This is a genomic window from Bifidobacterium sp. C0047B3 (genome assembly GCF_056590535.1).
Map to the genome: position 1 here is coordinate 304,120 of NZ_JBWPWH010000001.1, position 24,465 is coordinate 328,584.

The following is a 24,465-nucleotide window of genomic DNA, read 5'->3' on the forward strand; positions in this document are numbered from 1 at the left end:
AAATAATGCGTTGCAATAGATGTATTTATTTAAAGGAAGAATATGTTCTGCACGCAATGTGGTAATAAAAATGCTGATAATAGCAAGTTTTGCAATACTTGCGGAGCGCTTTTAGAAGTTACGCCAGCAGCCGAGTCAGCAATCCAAAATCAACAATACGAATTGCCTACTAACGAAGCTCCTACTACTGTATTTCATGCGCAGGAAGCTTTACCGGATAATCTAAGCGTTTCAGGTTCTCCTATTATGGGTTCTTCGAGCGAACAGTCTTCTATGAATAATTCATCTTACGCACAAGGCGAAGCTCCGGCTAATTATTCTCATTCAGATGAGGATAAGCGCAAGAAGAAAGTAATTATTACTTTAATAGCAGCTATTATTGCCTGTGTTTTGGTTATAGGTGCTGGTGCATGGTGGTATGTAAATAATGCGCGAACAGCTAAATCAAATAATAAAACTGAATTAAAATCATCAAAATCAAAGAATAATAAATCTAAGCAGCATGTTCTAACCAATGATGATTTAGATTCAGACGATGAAGATAGCGATGCTAGCAGCGATAAGGATAACGCTATTGGCGCGAGTGAAAAGCTCAATACTAAAAAAATCAATAAATTAGTAAACAATTTTGCTTCAAATAATAGCGTGTCTGTAGCAATTTCTGGCAAGAAGGGCATATTGTATGAGTCTTCTAATTCTCGTAAAACATTCCCTGCTGTAGGTTTTTATTTCCCTGTTGTTCTTTATACTAAGGACAATCAACAGCATGATTATGAAGATAAGTGTGAAGATGTTATTAAGACAATGAGTAATGACTCCGCTAATGAGCTTTTAGATGATCAAGGTGGCATAGACGGATTAGATCAATGGCTGTCAGATAATGGCTATTCAAATACATCTTTTACTCGCAAATATGGTGATGTTGATGCATCGAACGATGGTCACGAAAATCTTACTTCTTCTCATGATGCTGCGATGATGCTTTCAAAAGCTATGCAAAATTCGACTATTGCCAATGCAACGGGTTACGATATTTCTGCTGATGGCGTGAATGTTCCAGACGGCATAGAGGTTATGGCTCATCGTGGTCAAGGAATTAAGAATGTTTATAACTATTTCTTGATTCTTAAGAAGGGCAAGAATAGGATCGGAGTGTCTGTTCTAACAAAAGGTGCAGATAAAGATGACGTTGCTGAATTTGTTTCAAAACTGTTGAATTTGTTGAAAAATAATCTCTAAATCCATAATCTAAGTAGTAGGGCTGAAAATTATTTGCGAGAATATGGTGCGTAAATAGTTTAAATGATAGAATTTATAAGATTCGTATTTTATAAGTAGATTTTAAACTAGCGTCTAATTCTGTCTGCTAATTAAAGTCTATTTTAGTTACTTTTTAGATGGTGGAGTGACTGATTATGAGAGAGCAAAATAGTTCTGTTTCTAAAAATAGTAAAGTCGTTATTGCTGTAGTTGCTGTTTCGATTATAGTAGTTGCAATCGTAGTCGCAGCAGTATTCTTCTTAACTACCAATAAAAACAAGCCGAAAAATAGTGTTTCTGCTCCTTCTAAAACTTGTATTCAAATGCGAGAAAAAGCAGTTAATGCTCAAAAAAATCTTATAAAATCTCTTTCAGATGATGACGTTATTCGCGCTATTAATATTAAAAAAGTTGAATTCAATTCGTATTCAGATGAAGCTAAAAGTGCGTTTGAAGATTTTGAATCATCATTAAATTACGCGAAATCTGATTCTAAAGAGAAAATACCTAACTGTCCTGCTGGAACTGATTCTGATAATTCTTCATCTGTTGAAAATAAGCTTTCAGATAAAGTCGACTCTTTTAATAAAGACGGAGACGCTCTTGTAAAATCTGCTAAAACAGCTTTGGAAACAGGTAGAAAAGAAATTTCTAATAAGCTATTAGAATTAGTTAAGCAAGGTCAAGAGCTTATAGATAAAACTAAGAATGTTCCTATTTTTGGTGCAGCTAAAGCCGATTTAGAAAAAGTTGTTGATACTGCAGGAAAAGCTCTTGCTAAAAGCAGTAACAACAGCGATGAATTAAACCAGTGTATTACAGATTTGCAAAATGCTATTAAAGATTATTTGGCGAAAATTAAGAAGATAAGCGCAGATTTTACAAATCTTGATGGCAATGGGTATCCGTTAAATGCTCCACATCCTAAGGATGATCAAGGCGGTTATATTCCAATGGGTCGCAGCAATAATCCGGAATCTTCAAATCAAAATGATAAACAATAATCAACTAATTGCGCTAGGAAAGTGTTGTTATTTTAATTAGTTGAGGCATTGTGGCATAATTAGCAAGGTTTATTACATGGCCGCGTTAAACGGCCTACGTCGAAAGAAACGGGTAACTCGTGGCACAGACTACCAATGATATTAAGAATGGATCGGTTTTGAACCTTGACGGTCAGCTTTGGACCGTCGTTAAGTTCCAGCACGTGAAGCCGGGCAAGGGTCCTGCTTTTGTGCGTACCACCATTAAGAACGTGCTCTCGGGCAAGATTGTCGACAAGACTTTTAATGCCGGCATGAAGATGGAGTTCGAGACCGTTGATAACCGCACGTTGCAATATTCATACGAAGATGGCGACAACTTCGTCTTTATGGATATGACCACTTACGACCAGGTTTATATTCCTAAGGTTTTGGTTGGCGAGCAGAGCAAGTATTTGCTTGAAGGCACCGACTGCATCGTAAGCTTCCATGACGGCACTCCTTTGAGTGTTGAGCTTCCAGCTTCCGTTATTTTGACTATTACTCACACTGAGCCAGGCTTGCAAGGCAATCGTTCTAACGCTGGTACTAAGCCTGCAACCGTGGAAACCGGTGCTGAAATCCAGGTTCCACTCTTCGTGGGTGAAGGCGAAAAGGTGAAGGTCGACACTCGTGACGGCTCTTACCTTGGTCGTGAAAACTAAAGAATTAATTATCTAATTAAAATAATTAGTTATCTAATTAAATTAGCTATTTATTTCTAAATAATTTTTATAGAGTGACCCGGTGGCGATTATTCGTTGCTGGGTCGCGTAATTTTTGATACAACTTTATTAAGTAATTTTTATACGTTACACAGAAGGGCGTTACGATGGCACGTTCTACCGCTCGTAAAAGGGCTTTGAATACGCTGTATGAGGCGGATGAGAAGAATCAGCATATTCTTTCTTTGCTTGAGGAGCGAGTTAAGGAGCCTGGCGCTCAAACTCCGCTCCCAGAGTACGCGATTGAGATTGTTCGAGGCGTAGGAGAGCGACGTAACAGAATTGACAAGACGCTAAACCGCTATTCGACTGGCTGGAAAGTTGGCAGAATGGCTGTTATCGATCGCAATATTTTGCGCATTGCGGTGTGGGAAATGCTTCTTAATGATGAGATTCCAGATAAAGTTGCTATTGACGAGGCTATTGCGCTCGCAAAAATGTATAGCGACGACGAAGCTATTGCGTTTATTCACGGCTTACTAAGCGCGATTATGGCAGATAAAGACGCTTGCTTGGCAAAGTTTAATGGCGAATCTTCTCCTGAAGACGCTGCTGCGGAAGAGTCTACGGAAGAAGATGCTGCTGCCGAGTAAGAAGCAATAACCACCGCCGGCGCGTCGCCCGTCCGCCAACCTGAGTAAACTTACCACGAATATCCTAAAGCCATAAGGGGGTTAAGGTGGATTACAACGACACCTTTGCCGGATTCGGCAGTGATGATGCAGTATTGGTGTTGGAGGATGGTCAGGTTTACGTTGGTAAGCCTTTTGGTGCGCAAGGTTCTACGCGCGCTGAGATTGTGTTCTCCACGGGCATGACTGGTTATCAAGAAACATTAACTGATCCAAGTTATGATCAACAAATCGTAGTTCAAACATTCCCACATATAGGTAATACGGGAATGAATCACGAAGATCCAGAATCTTCCCACATTTGGGTTGCGGGTTACGTGGTTAAGGAGCCAAGCCCAGTAGTTAGCAATTGGCGAGCTGAAGGTTCCTTGGAAGACGATTTACAAAAGCAAGGTATCGTTGGCATTAGTGGTATTGATACTCGAAAGCTGGTACGTCATTTACGCTCGGTAGGCGTTATGCGTGCCGGCATTTTTTCTAATGAGGCCCTGGTTGATCCGTCAACCGGGGCTTTTCGTACCGTCGCTTCTTTCGTTGACGAAATTAAGCAAACTCCTCAAATGCAGGGCTTGCGTTTAACGGATGAAGTCAGTACTAAAGAAACGTACACGATTGAGCCTTGCGGTGATTTTGAAGGAAAAGATCCGCTTTACACGGTTGTAGCAGTCGACTTTGGTATTAAATCTATGACTCCTCACCGTTTGGCTGAGCGCGGCTGCCGCGTGCACGTTGTAAGCTCCTCAATAAGCTTCGAATCGCTGCAAGCTCTTAATGCAGACGGCGTATTCTTCTCGAATGGTCCTGGAGACCCTGGCCAAGCAAATCGCGAAGTTGAGCTTTTGCGCAAAGTTTTGGATGCAGGTTACCCGTTCTTTGGTATCTGCTTTGGAAACCAGTTACTTGGTCGCGCGCTCGGCTTTGGAACTTACAAGTTGAAGTTTGGTCACCGCGGTATTAATCAGCCTGTAAAAGACGTTACAACCGGAAAAGTGGAAGTTACGGCTCACAATCACGGCTTTGCTGTGGACGCACCTCTTGACGGTCCTGTTCAGTCTCCTTACGAAAACGGCCACTTTGGTCGCGTGCTAGTTTCGCATATTGACTTGAACGACAACGTTGTAGAAGGCTTGCAATGCCTTGATATTCCAGCGTTCTCAGTGCAATATCATCCGGAAGCTGCAGCAGGCCCGCACGACGCTTCCTATCTATTTGACCGTTTTGTGCAATTGATGCGCGAAAACGCTCGAAAAAGCAAGTAATACTCGAAAAAGCAAGTAAGATTTTAAGATTTACGGAAAGAGAAGTTTACTATGCCAAAACGTACTGATATTAAGTCGGTTATGGTAATTGGTTCCGGTCCGATTGTTATTGGTCAGGCTGCAGAGTTTGATTATTCCGGAACGCAGGCTTGCCGAGTTCTTCGCGAAGAAGGCATTCGCGTTATCTTAGTCAACTCTAATCCGGCTACGATTATGACAGACCCGGAACTTGCAGACGCAACATATATTGAGCCAATTGACACTTCGATTTTGGAGCGAATTATTGCGAAGGAGCGTCCGGATGCGCTTCTTCCAACGCTTGGTGGTCAAACTGCGCTTAATGCTGCAATGGATTTGGGTCGTGAAGGAATCCTAGAAAAATATAACGTTGAGCTTATTGGTGCTTCTTTGGAAGCAATCGACCGCGGAGAAGACCGAGAGCTTTTCAAAAAAGTTGTTGAAAAAGCTGGAGCTGAGTCAGCAAAATCCTTTATTGCTCACTCAATCGAAGAAGTAGACAAAATTGTTGAAACTTTAGGATACCCGGTAGTAGTACGTCCAAGCTTCACAATGGGCGGCTTGGGCTCTGGTATTGCTCATAACGAAGAAGAGCTTCACCGCATTGCAGGAGCCGGCATTCACTATTCTCCAACCAACGAAGTGCTTATTGAAGAAGGCATTGAAGGTTGGAAGGAGTTTGAGCTTGAGCTTATGCGCGACGCAAAAGATAACGTCGTAGTTGTTTGCCCAATCGAAAACGTCGATCCTGTAGGCGTGCACACTGGCGACTCGATTACAGTAGCTCCTTGCTTTACGCTTACCGACCGCGAGTATCAAAAGATGCGCGATATCGGTATTGCTATTATTCGAGGCGTTGGCGTCGATACCGGCGGTTGCAATATTCAGTTTGCAATCAACCCTCAAACTGGTCGCATTATCGTAATCGAAATGAACCCGCGCGTGTCCCGTTCTTCCGCGCTCGCATCTAAAGCAACCGGCTTCCCAATCGCAAAAATCGCAACGAAACTTGCGCTCGGCTACACTTTGGACGAAATTCAAAACGATATTACGCGTTCAACTCCTGCAAGCTTCGAGCCAACAATCGACTACGTTGTAACGAAGATTCCACGCTTTGCTTTCGAAAAGTTCCCAGGAGCAGACACCACGCTTACAACTTCTATGAAGTCTGTTGGCGAAGCAATGGCTTTGGCTGGAAACTTCCAGGAATCCCTTGGAAAAGCAATGCGCTCAATCGACAAGCGTCACGCGTGCTTTAGCTGGGACGGAGAGCGCCCAAGCAAGGAAGAAGTAGTCAAGCTTCTTGAAGAAATGCACACTCCAACAGAGCATCGCTACTTGCAAATTCAGCGCGCGCTTTGGGGAGGAGCTACGCCGGAGCAGATTTTTGCAGCAACAAAAATCGATCCTTGGTTTGTAGAGCAGCTGGCTCAAATTAACGAAACTGCGCTCGCAGTTCGCGAAGCTGAAACATTAACTCCTAAGGTTTTGAAGCGTGCTAAGCTTGCTGGTCTTTCGGACGTTCAAATTGCGCATTTGCGTAATCTTGGCGACGAAGGCGAAAACATGGTTCGTGAGCTTCGCTGGGCTTACGGTTTGCGCCCTGTTTACAAGACGGTTGATACTTGTGCAGCTGAGTTCGACGCAGCAACTCCGTACTACTATTCTTGCTACGCTGACGAAAGCGAGTTGAAGAAGCGCGATCGCGAAGCTGTTATTATCCTTGGCTCTGGTCCAAACAGAATCGGCCAGGGTATTGAGTTTGATTACACTTGCGTTCACGCTGTTCAGGAATTGGGCAAGGATTACGACACCATTATGGTTAATTGCAATCCTGAAACAGTTTCTACAGATTACGATATGTCTGATCGCCTTTACTTTGAGCCGCTTACTTTCGAAGATGTGCTTGAAATTTACGAAGCAGAAAAGAAGCTTGGTCCTGTTAAGGGTGTGATTGTGCAGCTTGGTGGTCAAACTCCACTTTCGCTTGCTGCTCGTCTTAAAGCTGCAGGAGTTCCAATTTTGGGAACGACTCCTGAGGCTATTGATTTGGCTGAAAACCGTGAGCTTTTCGGCGAGGTTCTTCGTCAAGAAGGCATGAATGCTCCTCGATATGGCACAGCTTTGAGCCTTGAGGAAGCAAAAGATGCAGCTCACGCAATTGGCTACCCGGTTCTTGTGCGTCCAAGCTACGTGCTCGGCGGTCGTGGCATGGAAATTGTATACGACGACGCTCAGCTTGCAAAGTATGTTGATCGCGCATTGGATGAGGCTCGAGCAGACACGGTTGTTTCTGGCCGCTTGCCTTCGCCGCTTTTGATTGATAAGTTCCTTCAGGACGCTATTGAAATCGACGTTGACGCGCTTTACGACGGCAACGAGCTTTATATTGGCGGCATTATGGAGCATGTTGAGGAAGCTGGCGTGCACTCTGGTGACGCTGCTTGTACTCTTCCTCCAAGCACGCTTTCGGACGATCAAATTCGCCGCCTTCGCGAGGGTACGCTTTCGATTGCTCGCGGCTGCTCGGTTCGTGGTCTTATTAACGTTCAGTACGCTTTTATGGCAAACACTTTGTACGTAATCGAAGCAAATCCTCGCGCTTCTCGTACTGTTCCGTTTGCTTCTAAAGCTACTGGCGTTGCTCTTGCTAAAGCGGCTGCTCGAATTATGGCTGGCGAAACAATCGCCCAGCAGCGTAAGCGCGGTCTTCTTCTTCCAAAGGGCGACGGTGGTGACATTCATCCAGGTCAGCAGGTTGCTATTAAAGCTTCTGTGCTGCCTTTCAAGCGTTTCCGCACTCCTGTTGGTCGCACGGTTGATATTTTGCTCGGACCTGAGATGCGTTCTACTGGCGAAGTTATGGGCTTCGATCGCGACTTCCCACACGCTTTTGCTAAGAGCCAGCTTGCAGCATATAAGGGTGGTTTGCCTACCAGCGGCAACGTGTTTGTGTCTGTAAGTGATGCAGATAAGCGTCAACTTCCGCTTCTTGCAGTGCGATTAGTGGAGCTTGGTTTTACTATTTGGGCTACTGAAGGTACAGCTTCTGTGCTTCGTCGTTACGGCATTGATTCTGTGATTGTCGATAAGCTTTCTAGTCAAGGCGACACGGCGAAGGATATGTCAAATAGTGAGAAAGCGCATGAAAGAATCGGTAAGAATGTTGTAGAGCTTATCGAAAATGGTAAGATTGATATGGTATTGAATACGCCGAATTCAAGGGGATCGCGCACTGATGGTTATGCCATTCGTGCGGCAGCTGTAGCAGCAGATCTTCCGCAATTCACTACTATTACCGAATTCGCACCAGTATTAATGGCTATTGAAGCTGTTAAGAACAACGATTATCAGGTGATGAGCATACAAGAACATGCTCAGCAACTGTTTGCAATTGAACAGGCAGAAAGTCAAGAAAGTCGGGCTTAATACATGACCGAGAGCATTCGTGATCAAGAAGTGCAGGCGCAACGATCCGATTTTGGTTTGCGTTTGAAGAACGCTATGGCAAAATATGGGCCATTGTGCGTTGGAATCGATCCTCATCGCAAAATGCTGCTTAATTGGGGATACAACATGGATGCTCTTGGAGCTGAGCTTTTTTCTATGCGAATGCTGCAAGCTATGAATGGTAGGGCAGCGGCAGTTAAATTCCAATCCAGCATGTTTGAGCGCTACGGTTCTAAGGGTTTCGCAGCGCTTGAGCGTGTGCTGTATGCTGCACGTCAAATGGATATTATTACTATCGTTGACTGCGGTCATGGAGGGTTGTCTACTACTATTTCTGCGCTTGCAGACGCATATTTTAAGCCTGGAGCTCCGCTTCTTGCTGATGCTATTACTTTGCTTCCTTATTATGGCGCACGCTCTATGGGTGGCTTAATTAACGAAGCTCTTAATAACGGTCGCGGTGTTTTTATTGCGTCTCTAACTTCTAATCGCGAAGGCGCAAGTTTGCAAACTGCTATTAGGCAAAGCGGAACTTACCGCGGAACTACTGTAGCTCACGGAATTGCTCAAACAGCTCAAAGTTTTAACAATAAAACTAAAGGAATGGGTTCTGTTGGTTTAATTGTTGGAGCTACTATTGGCGACTGGATGAACGGTGGAGGAATTGACGTAACCAGTTTTACTGGTCCAATTCTTTCTCCTGGTTACGGGTGGCAAGGTGCAGAAGCTGACGATTTAAAGCGTGTTTTTGCTGGTACACATGGTAATGTATTGGTAACTGTTTCGCGTTCGATTGCGTCGCATGGTCCAAATATTGGTGAACTTTCGGCTGCAACTGAACGCATAGCATTGGATATTCGTCAGGCTCTTGTTGATTCAGGCGAATGTGCGTAAACGAGAGGTAAGCAAATGGGTGCCACAGATGATGCTGCAGTTTCGCAGTCTAGACGTCGATTAATCGTATTAACGGGTCCTACTGCGGCTGGTAAAGGCACAGTAGAAGGCATACTTCGCGAGAAGCATCCGCATATTTGGCTATCTGTTTCTGCTACCACTCGTGCTCCTAGACCTGGTGAATTTAATGGTATTCACTATTGGTTCTTAGATGAAGAAGAATTTGAGCGTCGTAAGCGTAATGGCGAATTCTTGGAAACTGCTCTGGTTCATGGCATGGCTCATTATGGCACCCTTCTTCAGCCTGTTTTGGATCATCTTACGCAAGATATTCCTACTTTGCTGGAAATAGATTTGCAAGGAGCTAGGCGCGTAAAACAAGAGGCTGCTCGTCTTGGATTAGAAGTTGTGTACGTGTTCATTGCGCCTCCGAGCTTTGAAGAGCTTAAGCGTCGTCTTATTGGTCGTGGTACTGAAACTCCTGAGCAGCAAGCAAAACGTTTGGAAACTGCTAAAGTTGAGATTGCTGCAGCTAAAGAGTTCGATGTTGTTATTGTGAACGATAATGCTGAGCGTGCCGCAGATGAACTGTGGAATGTTATTGCAAGCGAATACGACTTATAGTTAAAACTTACGCAATATCCAATCGATAGCATATAATAAGCCTTTTGGAACTATTGTGGCACCATAGAATTTGGAGAATATTATGGCATTAGGCACTCAGCCAACACCTACTGGTCTTGCGAATCCACCGATTGATGATTTAATGCAACATGCGGATTCCAAGTATGCGCTTGCCTTATTTGCTGCAAAACGAGCACGTCAAATTAATGCTTATTTTACTCAGCTTAATGAAGGTTTGCTTCAAAATGTTGGCCCACTAGTTGAGTATCAAAATCAAGAAAAGCCTTTAGCTATTGCTTTCCGCGAAATTAATGCTGGATTGCTTGAAGAGACTCTTGGTGAGGACGATTTAAGCGAAGGTAATTAATAAGCCTTGCTAATAAACGTCTTTATGGGTATTCGCAGTCGCGTATCATCCGTGCTCAATAAAGCGGATGCACGGCTGCGTTTTCGCTTTATTTAGCCTGTATTTAGCCTTTATCGACTATAAACCTAAGGGGGAAATGTGGAAGAACGTAAATTAATTTCTGCAGAATCTGTAACTGAAGGTCATCCTGACAAGTTATGCGATCAAATTGCTGACGCTATATTGGACGATATGCTTCGTCAGGATCCTCATGCGCATGTTGCTGTAGAGGTTTGTGCTTCCGTCGGTCAGTTCGTGGTTTTTGGCGAAGTGCGTGGTGAAGTTTATAGCGATATTCCGGGAATTGTGCGTCAAGTTGTTCGTAATGTTGGCTACACGAGCTCCACAATTGGTCTTGATGCTGATTCTTGTGGTGTTATGGTTTCTTTAACTGAGCAAAGTGCGGAAATCAATCAAGGTGTTGCTAGGTTGGATGCTTCTTGCGAGAGTGCATCTTCTCGTGAGGAGCGCTACGCTGCTCAAGGTGCAGGCGATCAAGGTGTTATGTTTGGTTACGCTAGCGACGAAACAGATACTTTGATGCCTTTGCCGATTTATCTTGCTCATCGTTTAGCTCAAAAGCTTGCTAAAGTTCGTAAAGATGGCACTGTTGCGCATTTGCGTCCGGATGGGAAAACTCAGGTTACTATTGAGTACGATTCCAAAGGCATGCCTAAGCGTTTGGATACTGTGCTTATTTCTACTCAGCATGATCCAGAAGTTTCTAGAGACTGGTTACAAAATCAGCTTGTTGAGCATGTTGTTAATCCTGTGTTGGACGAAGTTCTTGCTCAAAAAGTTGCGCACGATTCGTACCGTATGCTTGTAAACCCTACTGGCTCCTTCGTTTTGGGAGGTCCTGCAGCTGATTCGGGCTTAACTGGTCGAAAAATTATTGTTGACACTTATGGTGGTGCTGCTCATCATGGTGGTGGAGCTTTTTCCGGTAAGGATCCTAGCAAAGTTGACCGTTCTGCAGCTTATGCAGCTCGCTGGGTTGCAAAAAATATTGTGGCAGCTGGTTTAGCTCATAAGGCAGAAGTTCAAGTTGCTTATGCTATTGGTATTGCTGATCCTGTAAGCGTAAACGTAGAAACTTTCGGAACTGAAGCTGACGGTATTACGCGCGCAGATATTGCGCGTGCTGTGCGTGAAGTATTTGATTTGCGTCCAGCTGCGATTATTGACGAGCTTAACTTGCTTCAACCAATTTATGCTCCAACTGCAGCTTATGGTCATTTTGGTCGTACGGATGTCAAATTCCCTTGGGAAGAAACGAATCGTATCGAGCAATTGAAAGATGCGCTAAAAAAGTAGTTTTATTGATAAATTTTGTGCTGTAAAATAACAGTAATTATGTGATGTAATTCAAGTAAAACTAAGGGTTATTTATGGCAGAGCAACCTTCGCTAGACGGCTTAGCGCGTAAAACAAGACGTAAGCGCAATGCTGTTTCTCTAGTGCCTGCTAATGAATGCCCTATTGCGCATGTGATGCTTGATGTTCAAGCTTCACATTTAGGTCGTACTTTTGATTACTTGATATCGCAAGATCAAGATGAATCTGCTCAGCCTGGGGCGTTTGTACGCGTTCGTTTTGGAGCACAAAAGCTCACTGGAGTTATTTGGTCTCGTTCTTCGCATACTGACACCCCTCATGCTGCTTTAAGATTTTTAGAGCGCGTGTTTCCTTCAGATGTTTTGCTTTCTAAATCTTTGCGAGACGATATTGACGCCATAGCTAAAGCTTATGGTGGAACTAGCTCAAATATTTTGCGTCTTGCTGTGCCTCAACGTGTGGCTCGTGTTGAGCATGAGGAAGTTTTTGACAACATACGCTTGCAACGCAGAAAACAGTGGCGTGAAAATCTTAAGAAGCGTTTGCAAAACGATAACAATACAAACACAGGATACGATACAAACCTAGGTTACGCTACAACTTCTCGCATGATTTATGATTACGAAAATGCAAATATTTTATACAATGCATTAATCAAAAAATCTATTGACGCAAGTTTTAGTGAAAATAAAGCAGAAAATCAATTAGTCAAGCAAGCAGAAAATAATTCTTCTCAATCTTTTATTGTAGACGCTTTACCAGGTTCTTGCCGACTTGCACAAGATTTAGCATGGATGATTGTCACTGCTTTAAGCGCGTGTAAGCAAGCTGTTGTAGTTTTGCCGACGCTAAGAGAAGTAAATGATGTAATGCGCGCGCTAATGGTTTACGGTTTAAAGCCATATAAGCGCGTCAGTGAGAATCATCGTGGTTTTTCTGCTGGAAGTTTTGATGGAGATGTCGCTCGACTTTGTGCGGCTGATCCTCCAGCTGATAGATATAGAGCTTGGCGTGCAATCGCGTCCGGAATAGTTCCTTGCGTTCTTGGCACTAGAGCTGCAATGTATGCTCCAGTTGAGGGAGATGCTTTATTTGCGATTGTTGAAGATTGCGCGTACCAATATGCTGATGGCATGATGCCGTATGCTCAAGCGCGTGGAGTTATGCGGCTTCGTGCGAAAAGGCATGGCGGCGTATTTGTGTCAATGTCGTATTCCAGAAGCGCGCTTAGTCAAAGTGAAGTAGACTGCTATATGTCGAATGCACAAGATGTGCAAGATGCGCAAAGTGTGCAAGGTGAGCAAGTTGTTCAAACTACTAAAGTTATTCAAACTACTCAATCTGCTAAAACTGCTGAAACAATAAGCGGATCTAGCATCCCTGTAAGCGCGAGTAAACTTGCTCGCGAAAAGTTAGTTCCGTGGGTTCGTTGGCTTAATCGTGAAGCTTTACTAAAATTAGCTGACCCAAGTATTGGCGCTCGCATACCGCATAGCGCAGTAAGAGCTATTAACGATACTCTTTCGGATGGTAAGCCTGTGCTGCTTTCTATTGCGCAAGATGGCGTGACGCAATCTGCTATATGCTCTTCTTGCAAACGTCAAGCGCGCTGTAGACGATGCACCGGGCCTCTCGATGTTGCAAACAGTCAGCAAACAGCACGTTGCTCATGGTGTGGTGCTAGTGCAATAAATTGGTCTTGTTCTAATTGTGGCAGTAGCAATATGCGAGTTATACGAGTTGGTGCTGCTGGCGTTGCAGAAGAATTATCTAAACTATTTCGCAACGTGCCTATTATTATTTCGTCACAACACCAACCGAACGGAATTATCCAGTGCATTGATGAAAAACCTGTAATTGTTGTTGCAACTCCTGGATGTGAGCCTCGCGTACAAACGCAAGACGCAAATTGTAATGGAGAATATGGTGTTGTAGCAATACTCGATACGTGGGTAAGTTTGTACGCTTCGGGGCTTGATGCGCGAATAGATACGCTTAATTCGTGGATGAAAGCTTCTGCTTTATGTGCTCCTAGAGAGCGCGGAGGAAGTGTGCTTCTTATTGGTGAAACGTATCCTGTTCTTGCGCGTGCGCTTACATTGTGGGATACGACTCAACTTTCTTGCAATGAGCTTTCAGAAAGAGCTCAAGCAATATTGCCGCCTTGGGTAACTGCAGCATGCGTATGGGGTGCTCGTGATGCGGTTATGCGTGCGCTTGAAAATATTGGTGCAATGCAAGAAAATCTTGGGTGCGAAAGTAGTCAAGATGCTGATTCTTCAGCAATTTCTCCATTATTAGGAATTGTTCCAATGCATCCGCCTGTTACAGACAGATACCAGCATTTTGACGATATTTACGACCGTGTAAAAGCAGTAGTAAGAGTTCCGCTTTATTTAAGACAAGAATTAGTGAACCGATTGCACAAGGAAGTAGCTCGTCACGTAGCAACACGTGCTGCAGGAGAGTTGCGTTTTTGTGTTGATCCAAAAGATTTATTAGCGTACTAACTTACTAAGGGGGAGAGAAAAATGTTAAAAACATATCATTGCGCAGTTTTGGGAGATCCTATTTCGCATTCGCTGTCGCCTGTGCTTCACAACACGGCTTATAAGGCTTTAGGTCTTACAAATTGGCAATATAGTAAGGAAAAAGTAAGCGAAACAGAGCTTCGCGATTTTATTGCGCATCTTGACGATTCTTGGAAAGGCTTAAGCCTTACTATGCCGCTTAAAAAAACTGTAATGAAACTCGGCACACCTTGCGACTACTGGTCGCGCGCGCTTAACGTGGCAAATACTGCAGTTTTTACTAGCAATCCGGCAACCGCTTCGCAATCGCAAATAAAGCTATACAACACTGACGTAAGTGGCATATTAATAACATTTATGCAAGCATTACATGAGCGCATATGCGAAGTAAAAAAGGCTGTTATTATTGGCAGCGGCAACACTGCGTCCTCTGCACTGGCAGCTTTAATTGAGATTGCGCAAGTAGCAAAGCTTGAGCAGGTGCAAGTTGTTGCTAGAACTGAAGATGACGGTAGTGTAAAAGGCGTTGAACGTTTTAATAATCTTATACAAAAGTATTGCGCTGATTTTCCAAATAAAATAAGCATAGGTCAAAATAATAAAAGCGAAGAAAATGACGCTATGTATGAGCCTGTGCAAGGTATTGAGTTCCCAACAATAAGCGAAGAAGTATTTTCAAAATTTGCAGACTATAGCGCAGAAAAATTGAGCGCAGAAGAATTGTCAGAATGTGATAAATCTCTCATTTTGAAATCTTTAAATTCACTCGAAGCAGTTCGTGCAATCGCAGAGGCAGACATAGTCATAAGCACAGTTCCAGCGCACGTAGCAGATCCAATTGCGCTTGCGTTGAAAGCGTACTGTCAAGATGGTGCGAATAATCAAACGAAATTAGGAACATTGCTTGACGTAGTTTACGATCCTCGCCCAAGCATGCTACTTAACGTATGGCAACAATACGGTTGCGCTATTGGCGGAGAAGAAATGCTTTTGCAACAAGCTTTAGCGCAAGTAAGTCTTATGACGATTGACTACAGGAAATCTAAAGAAAATTTTGAGAATTGTGCTGAGGATTGTGCTGAGACTGGCTCTGGGAATTGTGCTGAGACTGGTTCTGGGCTTGGTTATAAACCTAGTGCTGACAAGGCTAGATATTACGATGACTTAAGTAGTCTCATGCGAAAAGCCTTACAGGAGGCATTATGAGCGATAATACGCAACATACTACGCAACGTTCCGCGTCGACTAGTGTGCAACTAGCTGACGGATTTGAAGTTATGCTAATTACTGGCATGAGCGGAGCTGGGCGCTCGCACGCTGCTAACGCGTTGGAAGATATGGGATGGTATGTTATCGATAATCTTCCGCCAAAACTGCTCATACCGCTAGTAGATATGATGACTTCATCCGGTTCTAAAGTGCATAAGCTTGCTGCTGTTATTGACGTGCGTTCTAGAGGATATTTCGACGACCTGTTTGCAGTTCTTGCGCATATTGACGAACTTGGCGTAAAAACGCGAATTCTGTTTTTAGATGCTTCGGATGCTGTTCTTATTAAGCGTTACGAGTCTGTGCGCAGACCTCATCCTTTGCAGCGTGGCGGCAGACTTATTGACGGTATTTTAGAAGAGCGAGAGTTGCTCAGTCATTTGAAAGATTGCGCGGATATTATTATCGATACTTCTGCGCTTAGTATTCACCAACTTTCTACAAAGCTTTACGAGGGATTGCTTGGAAAAGGCTCTTCTACGGTTTCTGTGCATATTTTCAGTTTTGGATTTAAATATGGCATGCCAATGGATGCTGATTTTGTTGCCGATATGCGATTTTTGCCGAATCCTTTCTGGGTCCCTGAATTAAGGGAGCTTACAGGTAAGGATCAAGCTGTGCAAGATTACGTTTTATCTAATCCTGCGGCAATTGCATTCTTAGATTCTTACGAAAATGCGCTTCTTACAGCTATCGACGGATTTGCTAAAGAAGACAAGCATTACGTGACTATTGCTGTAGGATGTACTGGCGGTCAGCATCGTTCTGTTGCCGTAAGTATTGAGCTTGCTAGACGTTTGAGATTGCACGGTTTGCAAGTTACAGTATCTGCAAGAGAGCTGCAGAGAAGATCGTAGTAAGTGAAAAAGTAAAGTAGTGAAAAGTAAAGTAGCGAAAAGTAAAGTAGCGAAATGCGATTATGAAACTAATCAATTAAAATTAATTAAAAAATTAAATAAAATTGTGTAAATTATATAAAATATAAAAATCTTGTACTAAAAGCATGTAAAGCATGTGCAAAAACCGGTAAAATGTCCAACGTATTCTGTATCACAGAAAGCCGGGCATGTCGTGTGCCACAGCATCATGCAAGTACCCAACAGCACTCATATTTTAAGAAGAACAAAAGTAGGAGGTTGTCCCTTGGCTCTTCTTGACGACGTCAAAAATGAACTCGTTTCAAACAACAATGAGCTCCCGACTGTCATTATGGCTCAAGCTGCAGCAATGATGCGCTTTGCTGGCGGCTTAAGGCCAGTAAATAATCAAGCTGTTATTCGCGCTCAGTTGGATTCTCAGCGCGCAGCTCAGTGGCTTGTTGAGGTATTGAAAACTCATTTCCAGAGGGAAGCAACAATTGCTCAAGTTTCTCGTCAAACTCCTACGGGCACTGTAGTTCGCTATGACGTGGTAGTTGAGCGTGGTGCTGCAGCATTGGCTTTGCAATCTGGTCTTCTCGATCGACGTATGAGAATTGTTGCTGGTCTTGCGCCTGAGATTGTTGGTGGAAGTATCGCCCAAATCAAAGCAGCTTGGCGTGGTGCTTTCTTGGCTCACGGTGCTATTTCAGATCCTGGCAAAGCTAGCTATTTGGAAGTTGTTTGCCCAACTCATGAGGCTGCGAATGCTTTACAAACTATGGCAGCGCGACTTGGCATTAGCGCCAAGGCTCGTCAGGTTCGTAGCTCTGAGCGAGTGACGTTGCGCGATTCTGACGCAATTGAGCGAATGTTGATTTTGATTGGCGCTCCTCGTTCTGCTCGCGAATGGACCGGTAAGCGTTCGGACGGTGAAGCTCGCGGAAAAGCAAACCGTTTGGCTAATTTCGACGATGCGAATATGCGTCGTAGTGCTAAGGCTGCTGCTGAGGCATGCGAAAAGGTTCGTCACGCATTCGATATTTTGGGCGACGATATTCCAGATAATTTGTTGATGGCTGGAAAGCTTCGTCTTGAGCATAGCGACGCAAGTTTGGAAGAGCTTGGTCACTTGGCTGATCCTCCTATTACAAAGGATGCGATTGCCGGGCGAATTCGTAGACTTTTGCAGCTTTCGGCGAAGGTTGAGAAGTCGCGTATGCAGCAGCTTTAATGCTGATTTTGCGTGATTATTGCAGAGTTAATTTTTTAATTGCGTGAGTTGTTTTTTCTTCTCGCGCTTTTTTGGTTGCGATATTCTTGAGTTTCGTCTATGAGTTTTGTAACTGATTTAGTTTTTTGGTTTTGACGAGGCTAGAAAATTTGTGTTTGCGTGCGTCCCGTCCTTCGGGCGCTCTGGCTGCTAAAAGTGTTTAGTGTGTTCGCCTATCTTTGAAGAATGTAGCTTCTCAGTCCTCTTTTAGCACTGAACACAATTTTTCCAGCCTCTCAACACATTAATCAACAACACAAAACTCATAGACTCGTGCAGAAAGTTACGCAAAATGCGTTGCCTACTAAGTGCAACTAGAGTAGCGAAATTAAGCTGCGGATGGTTTGGTGGTTGGGAGATTATTCTTGGCGTGGAGTGTGCAGCAGCATGAATGCTGGTGTTCTTTAAGCAATAAATACTCAACGTCTGCAGAGCATTAATGTTAAAGTTCACTAAGCAACATATAGTCGACGTTTGCAAAGCATTACTGCAAAGCTTCAGACGCAACGTTCGCAAAGCATTACTGCAAAGCTACCGAAGGTTTGAGGGGATACCGACTTTTTCTTTACATGCGCGTAAAGTTTCTGCCGTTTTTTGGCGCGTAGGCGACTTTTTCTTTACGCGTGCGTAAAGTTTCTGCCGTTTTTTGGCGCGTAGGCGGCATAAACTGCGCGCGGCTGTAAAGGAAATGTCACTTTATGGAACAGTTGCTGGAATTTTACCCGGCTTTTTGTTGCTGCGGGTGGTTTGGTGGTTAGGATGGATTGTTGAAGATGTGCGGTATAATTGCACCCGGCAATGTGTCGATGTTTGAGGCTGATTTTGCGTTTTGTTGAACGAAGTAAGCCGGCACGGTAAGCCAGTATATAAGTCAAATATGGTAAGCCAATATGGTTTGGAAAGGATACCAATGAAGACACTGAAAGATTTGGGAGATTTGAGTGGTAAGCGCGTATTGGTTCGCGCTGATTTTAACGTTCCTCTCAAGGGTACGACGATTACTGATGATGGTCGTATTCGTGCTGCTTTACCAACCATTAAGGCTTTGCGTGAGCAGGGTGCTAAGGTGATTTTGATGGCTCACCTTGGTCGTCCAAAGGGTCAGGTTGTTCCAGAGCTTTCCTTGGCTCCAGTTGCGCAGCGTTTAGGTGAATTGCTCGGCACAAATGTTGTTTTGGCTGCAGATACTTACGGCGAAGATGCTCAAGCTAAGGTAGCTGCCATGAATAATGGCGACGTTGTTTTGCTTGAAAACGTGCGTTTCAACGCCGAAGAAACCAGCAAGGATGCTTCCGAGCGCGCAGCTTACGCTAAGAAGGTTGCTTCTCTTGGCGAAGTATTTGTTTCCGACGGCTTTGGTGTTGTTCACCGCGCTCAGGGCTCTAACTACGATGTTGCTGCCGATCTTCCAGCAGCTGCAGGCCTGCTTGTTGAGAAGGAAGTTAAGGCACTTTCTCGCGCAACTGAAAACCCAGAGCGTCCTTTGACTGTTGTTCTCGGTGGCTCTAAGGTTTCCGACAAGCTCGGCGTTATTGAGAACTTGCTTTCTAAGGCTGATCGTCTTGTTATTGGCGGCGGTATGGTGTTCACATTCCTCAAGGCTTTGGGTCACGAAGTTGGTACTTCTTTGCTTGAAGAGGATCAGCTCGAAAAGGTTAAGGGCTACATTGAGACCGCTAAGAAGAATGGCGTTGAGCTTGTGCTTCCAACTGATATTGTTGTGAATGCTGGCTTCCCAGCAGGGGATACTCCAGTTGCTCCAGAAGTAGTTCCAGCAGACGCTATTCCTGCAGACAAGATGGGCTTGGATATTGGTCCTGACTCTCAGAAGCTTTTCCACGACAAGATTGTTGACTCCAAGACTGTTGTTTGGAACGGTCCTATGGGCGTGTTCGAGGTTCCAGAGTTTGCAGCCGGTACTCGCGCTGTAGCTCAGGGCTTGGTTGACGCAACTAAGAACGGCACTTTCACTATCGTCGGCGGTGGCGATTCTGCTTCTGCAGTGCGCAACCTTGGATTTGCGGAAGATGGCTTCTCGCACATCTCTACTGGCGGCGGCGCTTCCCTCGAGTTCTTGGAAGGCAAGACTCTTCCAGGTTTGAGCGTGCTTGAGTAAGTAATATTGCTTGAGTAAGTAATATTACTTGAGCATGTAGTATTGCTTGAGTAAGTAATATTTACGCGAGCAAGTATAAACTAAATATTTCCGCTTATGCCGACTTTCGATTTTATGAATCCGCTTTGTAAATCGAGGTCGGCATAACACTAATTTGCGCAATACTATTAATCTCAATCGTAAACTTTTAAGGGTGATTATGGTTTCCAAAAGAAAGCCGTTAGTCGCTGGTAATTGGAAAATGAATTTCAATCACCGCGAAGCTACGCATTTTATACAAAAATTTGCGTGGCTACTGCGTGACGCGCATTACGACTATCACGATTGTGAAATTGCACTTATGCCTTCTTTTACTTCAATAAGAAGCGTGCAAGTTCTTGTTGAGTCTGACCATTTGCCAATATTGTACGGAGCTCAAGCTGTTTCTGTTACTGCTCAAGGTGCTTTTACTGGTGATGTTTCTGCAGATATGCTTGCAAGTCTTGGATGCTCAATGGTTATTGTTGGTCATTCTGAGCGACGCAAGTATCATCCTGAAGATGATGCAAATATAGTTGATCAAGTTCGAGCTGTGCTTGCCGCAGGAATGCAGCCAATTCTTTGCGTTGGTGAAAGTCTTAAAGAACGTCAACAGGGTGTTGCGCTCGATTTTGCTGTGGGGCAAGTGCATGATGTAACGCGCGATTTGGATGCGAAGCAAGCTAAGCGTTTAATTATTGCGTACGAGCCAGTTTGGGCAATTGGTACTGGTATGGTTGCCACTGCTAAATCCGCTCAGGAAGCTGCATTGGCTATTCGTGAAGACTTGCGCGTTACGTTTGGTGACGATGTTGCAGATACTGTCCGCATTCTTTACGGCGGATCCGTAACGTCTTCTAATGCTTCAAGTCTTATTGCAGAGCCAGATGTCGATGGATTCTTAATTGGTGGCGCTTCTCTTGATGCGCAAGAACTTGCTAATATTGTGCGACTAACGTCTGCGCAAACGCGTTTAGAAACTAAATAAGCTTAAGCGGTCAAAGGTTATTATTAAACTTAACCGAGTACTGTAAAACAGGAGGTTGGTTGTGTCCACTGTGAAGATTATTTTGCAGGTGTTGCTTGTGCTCACTAGCATTTTGCTCACATTGTTAATTTTGATGCACAAGGGCAAGGGCGGCGGCCTTTCCGATATGTTCGGCGGCGGTTTAACGAAGAACGCTGGTAGCTCTGGTGTTGCAGAAAAGAACTTAAATCGTTGGACGGTTATTATTGCATTAATTTGGGTTGCTGTGATTGTGGCTTTAAACTTAATGACTAAGTTCTCGCTCATCTGAGTATTTTTTTGAAAAGCGCATGGTCTTCAGATTGTGCGCTTTTTATTTATATAAGTGTTTAATATTATGCGTTTTTCTCCTTCTTTACTAATTGCGGATCTTGATGGCACCATGCTTCACGATGCCGATACTTTTGAAGGTCGCTTTTTAAGCAACGAAACTGTGAAAGCAGCTAAGCGTTTGCGCGAATCTGGCATACCTCTTGCGATTATTACGGCTCGTCCTGTCGGAAGTGCTTTTGATTTTATTCACGATTTAAATGCTCAAGTTTGTGCGTATCTCAATGGTGCGCTAATCGATTTTGATTGCGTTAATAGCACGATTTCGGAGCTTACTTCTCAGCGTGAAATAAGCACGTTATTACGTTTTGGTTTTGATTCTAAGCATGCTTGCGATGTGTGTTTGCGTTTGCTGAGTGAGATTCCTACGCTGCGTCTTGGTATTGTTATGAACGACGTTCGTTACACGAATTTTGACGTGCGTATGCTTTGGAGTAAGCAGGATTTTGTTATTACCGACTTTTCGAATGTGCCGCGCGGCACGGCAGACAAAATAATTATTGTTCCGCGAGATAGCGAGAAGGAGCAGCTTCAGCGTATTCTTCCGGACGATTTTTCGCTGCATATTAGTGAAGACGTTTTGTGGATGCTCACGAATCCTCTTGCAAACAAGGGGCATGCGCTGAACGTTATTTGCAATCGTTTGGGCGTGAAGCCTAGCCGTACTGTTGTTTTTGGTGACGATGTTATTGACATCGACATGTTCCGTGCCGGCGGTTACGGGGTAGCGGTGGCGAATAGCAACTCGCGTTTGCTTGCGATTGCGGACGAAGTTTGCGCTTCCAACAATGACGACGGCGTTGCTCAATGGCTTAATTCGAACCTTTTTACAAGATTGTGAGTAAAAATGAGTAAGCAGATAATCGAAACGGAAAGATTAATTTTGCGCTCTTGGACTCAAGATGACGCTGAAGATTTGTTTAAGTATGCCACGGATCCAGATGTGGGTCCTATTGCAGGATGGCCTGTTCACAAAAGTATTGAGGATAGCAAATCTATTATTAAGAATGTTTTTCTTAATGCAAAAGAATGTTATGCTGTGTGCTTAAAGTCGAGTAACAAGGCGATTGGATGTATTGAGCTAAAGCTTAACGGTCATACGGATATGACTACTAGAGATGATGAGTGTGAGCTTGGATATTGGGTTGGTAAGCCTTTTTGGGGTAACGGTTATATTCCGGAGGCGGCGAAAGCTTTGATTCAGTACGGTTTTGACGGGCTTAACATGACGACTATTTGGTGCGGATATTACGATGGCAACAATAAGTCGAAACGAGTTCAGGAAAAGTGTGGTTTTGAAGCATATTGCGTGGATTCTTCCGTTGACGTGCCTCTTATGCACGAAACTCGCGTGCGCCATCGTAACGTTTTAACCAAATCTCGCTGGCGAACTCTTTCTGGCAAGTAATCACCGTTACTTTCTCAGTTTGTTAGCTGAGTTTTTAACAGTGTTGTGCTTATTACTGTTATTTTCTCAGTTGGTTGACTGAGTTAGTAACGGTGTTTTGCTTATTACCGTTATTTTCTCAGATACTTGACTGAGTTTTTAACGGTGTTGTGCTTATTACCGTTATTTTCTCAGTTGGTTGACTGAGTTTTTAACGGTGTTGTGCTTATTACTGTTATTTTCTCAGTTGGTTGACTGAGTTTTTAACGGTGTTGTGCCTATTACTGTTATTTTCTCAGTTGGTTGACTGAGTTAGTAACGCTCACTATCTTCCTGTAATACCTTTTATTCACAATGCTCAAAATTTATTGCGCAAATATTGTATCTTTGAATAATAAATTGTATGAGCAATACCAGTAACGAAATAATACGCATGATTGAAAATGCAGAAAGTAATCATCGCTGCATACGACCAATTACTAGTGCGCAAAAGCAGTATGCGTATAGGTGCGTGAAAAAAGGCACTTTTGTGCGCACTTTTCGCAATCTTTACGCGCGAACTGAGTACTGGAAGAAGCTATATCCGTATGAAAAAATGCGTCACATAGCTATTTCTTTAATGGAGATTTATCCAGAATGGAAGTTCACTGGTCCTACTGCTGCTGCGCTACTTGGCTATGATATTGTGGAAAATTATGATTATGTAGAAGATGGCAGTGATAATATTCAGCGCAACTTCAGTTCTTCTGTAAGTTCAACGAAGATTTATATTCGTAGTTCTGTGCACAAGTCTGCTAACGATAATCCGTATTTGCATAGGATTATGCGAACATGCAGAGAGCAGGATGGTACAAGTGATGACGTGCGCATTGTGCAGCCGAGTCGAAATCATGGTAGACGTCTCGTTACGCTTCCGCATTCAAGTGACAGGGTAAGTTATGAGATTAGAAGTCATATTGTTGACAAGAGCACGATGCTTTTTGATGTTGCGAATACCGTGAATTTTAGGACAGCGCTGCCGATTTTTGATTCTGCTGCGCGTGATAACGTGAACTTTAACAAGGTTCTTGAGATTTGCGGTAGAAGATACGGGACTTTTGATGGTGGACGTAGAAATGGTTGCGCTAATGAGTTGCAATACGTGGACGACGTTTATGATGAGTACGATTCATTCAATGAAGAGTATGAAGATTTGCGTACTCGTGAGAAGAGTGTAGTTACTGCTAATTCTGCGGAGTCGTTTGCGAATGCATTCGTGGGCGGCGGGTTCGGAAAATCTGGGAGTGAGGAATATTCGCTTCTTAGGCTGCGTCGCCTTTGCTTTTTTAAGAATGGTTTAAGCGAGAATGGCGGCGAGTCTTTTGCGCGCGGCACGATGATTGATCTTGGGTTTATGGTGCCTGAGTTGCAGCATGAGTTTGTTGCGCCAAATTCTAGGGTTAAGTATAGGTGTGATTTTTTGTGGCGGGTTTCGGGCGGTGGCCTGATTGTTGGTGAGCTTGATGGGTATGACAAGTATTTTGTTGATTCGACTAATTCTACGCATGCGAATATCAACTTTAATTCTTCGTCTGATACTCAAATGTTGCGTAATTCCTACAATCAGGCCGCTATTAATCGCAATATTGATAGGCAGGCGGAGCGTGAGTCGGTGCTTTTTAGGGAGTGCGGCGTGAGTAAGATTGTGCGCTTTAATTTTGCGGATGTTGTTGGCGTTAAGAATCTTGAGCGGAAGCTTGTTGAGGCTGGTGTGCCGCGGATTATGCGCGTTGGATAATATCGAGCGCTTTTAGAACGCGCACGCTTTACCGTTTTTTCGTTACTGGCGCAGTTTGTTTTCTGCGTGCGTGTCTCATTTTGCCTACTTTCGGACACTGGCGCAGTACTGTTTCTGCGTTAGTGTCTCATTTTGCTTGTTTTGGGACACTGGCGCAGATAGCGTTCTGCGTGCGTAACGGTGTTGCGTGGCTAGCAGCGTTTTTTGGTGGTTGGAGTATATTTGTAAGTGTTGAGAGAAAATTTTGCTTTT

General features: G+C 43.8%; 20 protein-coding genes. All 20 read left to right on the top strand.

What is annotated here, in order from left to right:
• Positions 1-42 precede the first annotated feature (42 nt).
• The 20 genes from AC1EKT_RS01025 (at position 43) to AC1EKT_RS01120 (ending at position 24,213) form a co-directional block, all read left to right on the top strand.
• Positions 43-1,239 (top strand): zinc-ribbon domain-containing protein, encoded by a 1,197-nt coding sequence (locus tag AC1EKT_RS01025; RefSeq protein ID WP_481615906.1) that lies wholly within the window; start codon positions 43-45, stop codon positions 1,237-1,239.
• Positions 1,240-1,415: 176 nt separating this feature from the next.
• Complete coding sequence (locus AC1EKT_RS01030) at positions 1,416-2,264, top strand: hypothetical protein (protein WP_391495856.1); 849 nt, start codon at positions 1,416-1,418, stop codon at positions 2,262-2,264.
• A gap of 119 nt (positions 2,265-2,383) precedes the next feature.
• The gene (efp, locus tag AC1EKT_RS01035) at positions 2,384-2,947 is read left to right on the top strand and encodes an elongation factor P (RefSeq protein WP_004111770.1); all 564 of its coding nucleotides are present in this window, start codon (positions 2,384-2,386) and stop codon (positions 2,945-2,947) included.
• A gap of 167 nt (positions 2,948-3,114) precedes the next feature.
• Entirely contained in the window at positions 3,115-3,600 is a 486-nt protein-coding gene (gene nusB, locus AC1EKT_RS01040) for a transcription antitermination factor NusB (protein WP_481615907.1), read from the top strand.
• Between the two features lie 86 nt (positions 3,601-3,686).
• A complete protein-coding gene (gene carA, locus AC1EKT_RS01045; RefSeq protein ID WP_415687119.1) occupies positions 3,687-4,898 on the top strand; it encodes a glutamine-hydrolyzing carbamoyl-phosphate synthase small subunit in 1,212 nt (403 codons plus the stop codon).
• A gap of 51 nt (positions 4,899-4,949) precedes the next feature.
• Complete coding sequence (carB, locus tag AC1EKT_RS01050) at positions 4,950-8,345, top strand: carbamoyl-phosphate synthase large subunit (protein WP_481615908.1); 3,396 nt, start codon at positions 4,950-4,952, stop codon at positions 8,343-8,345.
• 3 nt (positions 8,346-8,348) lie between these two features.
• Positions 8,349-9,260 (top strand): orotidine-5'-phosphate decarboxylase, encoded by a 912-nt coding sequence (gene pyrF / locus AC1EKT_RS01055; RefSeq protein WP_119526452.1) that lies wholly within the window; start codon positions 8,349-8,351, stop codon positions 9,258-9,260.
• A gap of 15 nt (positions 9,261-9,275) precedes the next feature.
• Positions 9,276-9,884, top strand: a complete 609-nt coding sequence (gmk, locus tag AC1EKT_RS01060; protein ID WP_421789799.1) for a guanylate kinase — start codon at positions 9,276-9,278, stop codon at positions 9,882-9,884.
• A gap of 82 nt (positions 9,885-9,966) precedes the next feature.
• Positions 9,967-10,251, top strand: a complete 285-nt coding sequence (rpoZ, locus tag AC1EKT_RS01065) for a DNA-directed RNA polymerase subunit omega (RefSeq protein WP_004108619.1) — start codon at positions 9,967-9,969, stop codon at positions 10,249-10,251.
• A gap of 138 nt (positions 10,252-10,389) precedes the next feature.
• Positions 10,390-11,607, top strand: a complete 1,218-nt coding sequence (metK, locus tag AC1EKT_RS01070; RefSeq protein WP_415687123.1) for a methionine adenosyltransferase — start codon at positions 10,390-10,392, stop codon at positions 11,605-11,607.
• Positions 11,608-11,681: 74 nt separating this feature from the next.
• Entirely contained in the window at positions 11,682-14,138 is a 2,457-nt protein-coding gene (locus tag AC1EKT_RS01075; RefSeq protein ID WP_481615909.1) for a primosomal protein N', read from the top strand.
• A 21-nt stretch (positions 14,139-14,159) separates the two neighbouring features.
• Entirely contained in the window at positions 14,160-15,365 is a 1,206-nt protein-coding gene (locus AC1EKT_RS01080; RefSeq protein WP_481615910.1) for a shikimate dehydrogenase family protein, read from the top strand.
• Positions 15,362-16,285 (top strand): RNase adapter RapZ, encoded by a 924-nt coding sequence (rapZ, locus tag AC1EKT_RS01085; protein ID WP_481615911.1) that lies wholly within the window; start codon positions 15,362-15,364, stop codon positions 16,283-16,285. The genes AC1EKT_RS01080 and rapZ overlap by 4 nt, the downstream gene beginning before the upstream one ends.
• 286 nt (positions 16,286-16,571) lie before the next feature.
• The gene (whiA, locus tag AC1EKT_RS01090) at positions 16,572-17,519 is read left to right on the top strand and encodes a DNA-binding protein WhiA (RefSeq protein ID WP_004119060.1); all 948 of its coding nucleotides are present in this window, start codon (positions 16,572-16,574) and stop codon (positions 17,517-17,519) included.
• 949 nt (positions 17,520-18,468) lie between these two features.
• Positions 18,469-19,674, top strand: coding sequence for a phosphoglycerate kinase (locus tag AC1EKT_RS01095; protein WP_481615912.1), 1,206 nt, complete (start codon positions 18,469-18,471; stop codon positions 19,672-19,674).
• Positions 19,675-19,873: 199 nt separating this feature from the next.
• Complete coding sequence (gene tpiA / locus AC1EKT_RS01100) at positions 19,874-20,680, top strand: triose-phosphate isomerase (protein WP_415686724.1); 807 nt, start codon at positions 19,874-19,876, stop codon at positions 20,678-20,680.
• A gap of 61 nt (positions 20,681-20,741) precedes the next feature.
• Positions 20,742-20,990: a preprotein translocase subunit SecG gene (secG, locus tag AC1EKT_RS01105; RefSeq protein WP_004119067.1), complete on the top strand. Its 249-nt coding sequence runs from the start codon at positions 20,742-20,744 to the stop codon at positions 20,988-20,990.
• 63 nt (positions 20,991-21,053) lie between these two features.
• A complete protein-coding gene (locus tag AC1EKT_RS01110; RefSeq protein ID WP_415687013.1) occupies positions 21,054-21,890 on the top strand; it encodes an HAD family hydrolase in 837 nt (278 codons plus the stop codon).
• A 6-nt stretch (positions 21,891-21,896) separates the two neighbouring features.
• Positions 21,897-22,457: a GNAT family N-acetyltransferase gene (locus tag AC1EKT_RS01115; RefSeq protein WP_415687130.1), complete on the top strand. Its 561-nt coding sequence runs from the start codon at positions 21,897-21,899 to the stop codon at positions 22,455-22,457.
• 382 nt (positions 22,458-22,839) lie between these two features.
• Entirely contained in the window at positions 22,840-24,213 is a 1,374-nt protein-coding gene (locus tag AC1EKT_RS01120) for an AMP-dependent synthetase (RefSeq protein WP_415689844.1), read from the top strand.
• Positions 24,214-24,465: the final 252 nt, after the last annotated feature.

Excerpts from the sequence above, each read along its gene's own strand:
- AC1EKT_RS01095 (WP_481615912.1), top strand. The coding sequence starts at position 18,469 with ATGAAGACACTGAAAGATTTGGGAGATTTGAGTGGTAAGCGCGTATTG.
- pyrF (WP_119526452.1), top strand. The coding sequence starts at position 8,349 with ATGACCGAGAGCATTCGTGATCAAGAAGTGCAGGCGCAACGATCCGAT.
- AC1EKT_RS01120 (WP_415689844.1), top strand. The coding sequence starts at position 22,840 with ATGAGCAATACCAGTAACGAAATAATACGCATGATTGAAAATGCAGAA.
- AC1EKT_RS01030 (WP_391495856.1), top strand. The coding sequence starts at position 1,416 with ATGAGAGAGCAAAATAGTTCTGTTTCTAAAAATAGTAAAGTCGTTATT.
- rpoZ (WP_004108619.1), top strand. The coding sequence starts at position 9,967 with ATGGCATTAGGCACTCAGCCAACACCTACTGGTCTTGCGAATCCACCG.
- rapZ (WP_481615911.1), top strand. The coding sequence starts at position 15,362 with ATGAGCGATAATACGCAACATACTACGCAACGTTCCGCGTCGACTAGT.
- nusB (WP_481615907.1), top strand. The coding sequence starts at position 3,115 with ATGGCACGTTCTACCGCTCGTAAAAGGGCTTTGAATACGCTGTATGAG.
- carB (WP_481615908.1), top strand. The coding sequence starts at position 4,950 with ATGCCAAAACGTACTGATATTAAGTCGGTTATGGTAATTGGTTCCGGT.
- AC1EKT_RS01080 (WP_481615910.1), top strand. The coding sequence starts at position 14,160 with ATGTTAAAAACATATCATTGCGCAGTTTTGGGAGATCCTATTTCGCAT.
- gmk (WP_421789799.1), top strand. The coding sequence starts at position 9,276 with ATGGGTGCCACAGATGATGCTGCAGTTTCGCAGTCTAGACGTCGATTA.
- tpiA (WP_415686724.1), top strand. The coding sequence starts at position 19,874 with ATGGTTTCCAAAAGAAAGCCGTTAGTCGCTGGTAATTGGAAAATGAAT.
- AC1EKT_RS01115 (WP_415687130.1), top strand. The coding sequence starts at position 21,897 with ATGAGTAAGCAGATAATCGAAACGGAAAGATTAATTTTGCGCTCTTGG.
- AC1EKT_RS01025 (WP_481615906.1), top strand. The coding sequence starts at position 43 with ATGTTCTGCACGCAATGTGGTAATAAAAATGCTGATAATAGCAAGTTT.
- AC1EKT_RS01075 (WP_481615909.1), top strand. The coding sequence starts at position 11,682 with ATGGCAGAGCAACCTTCGCTAGACGGCTTAGCGCGTAAAACAAGACGT.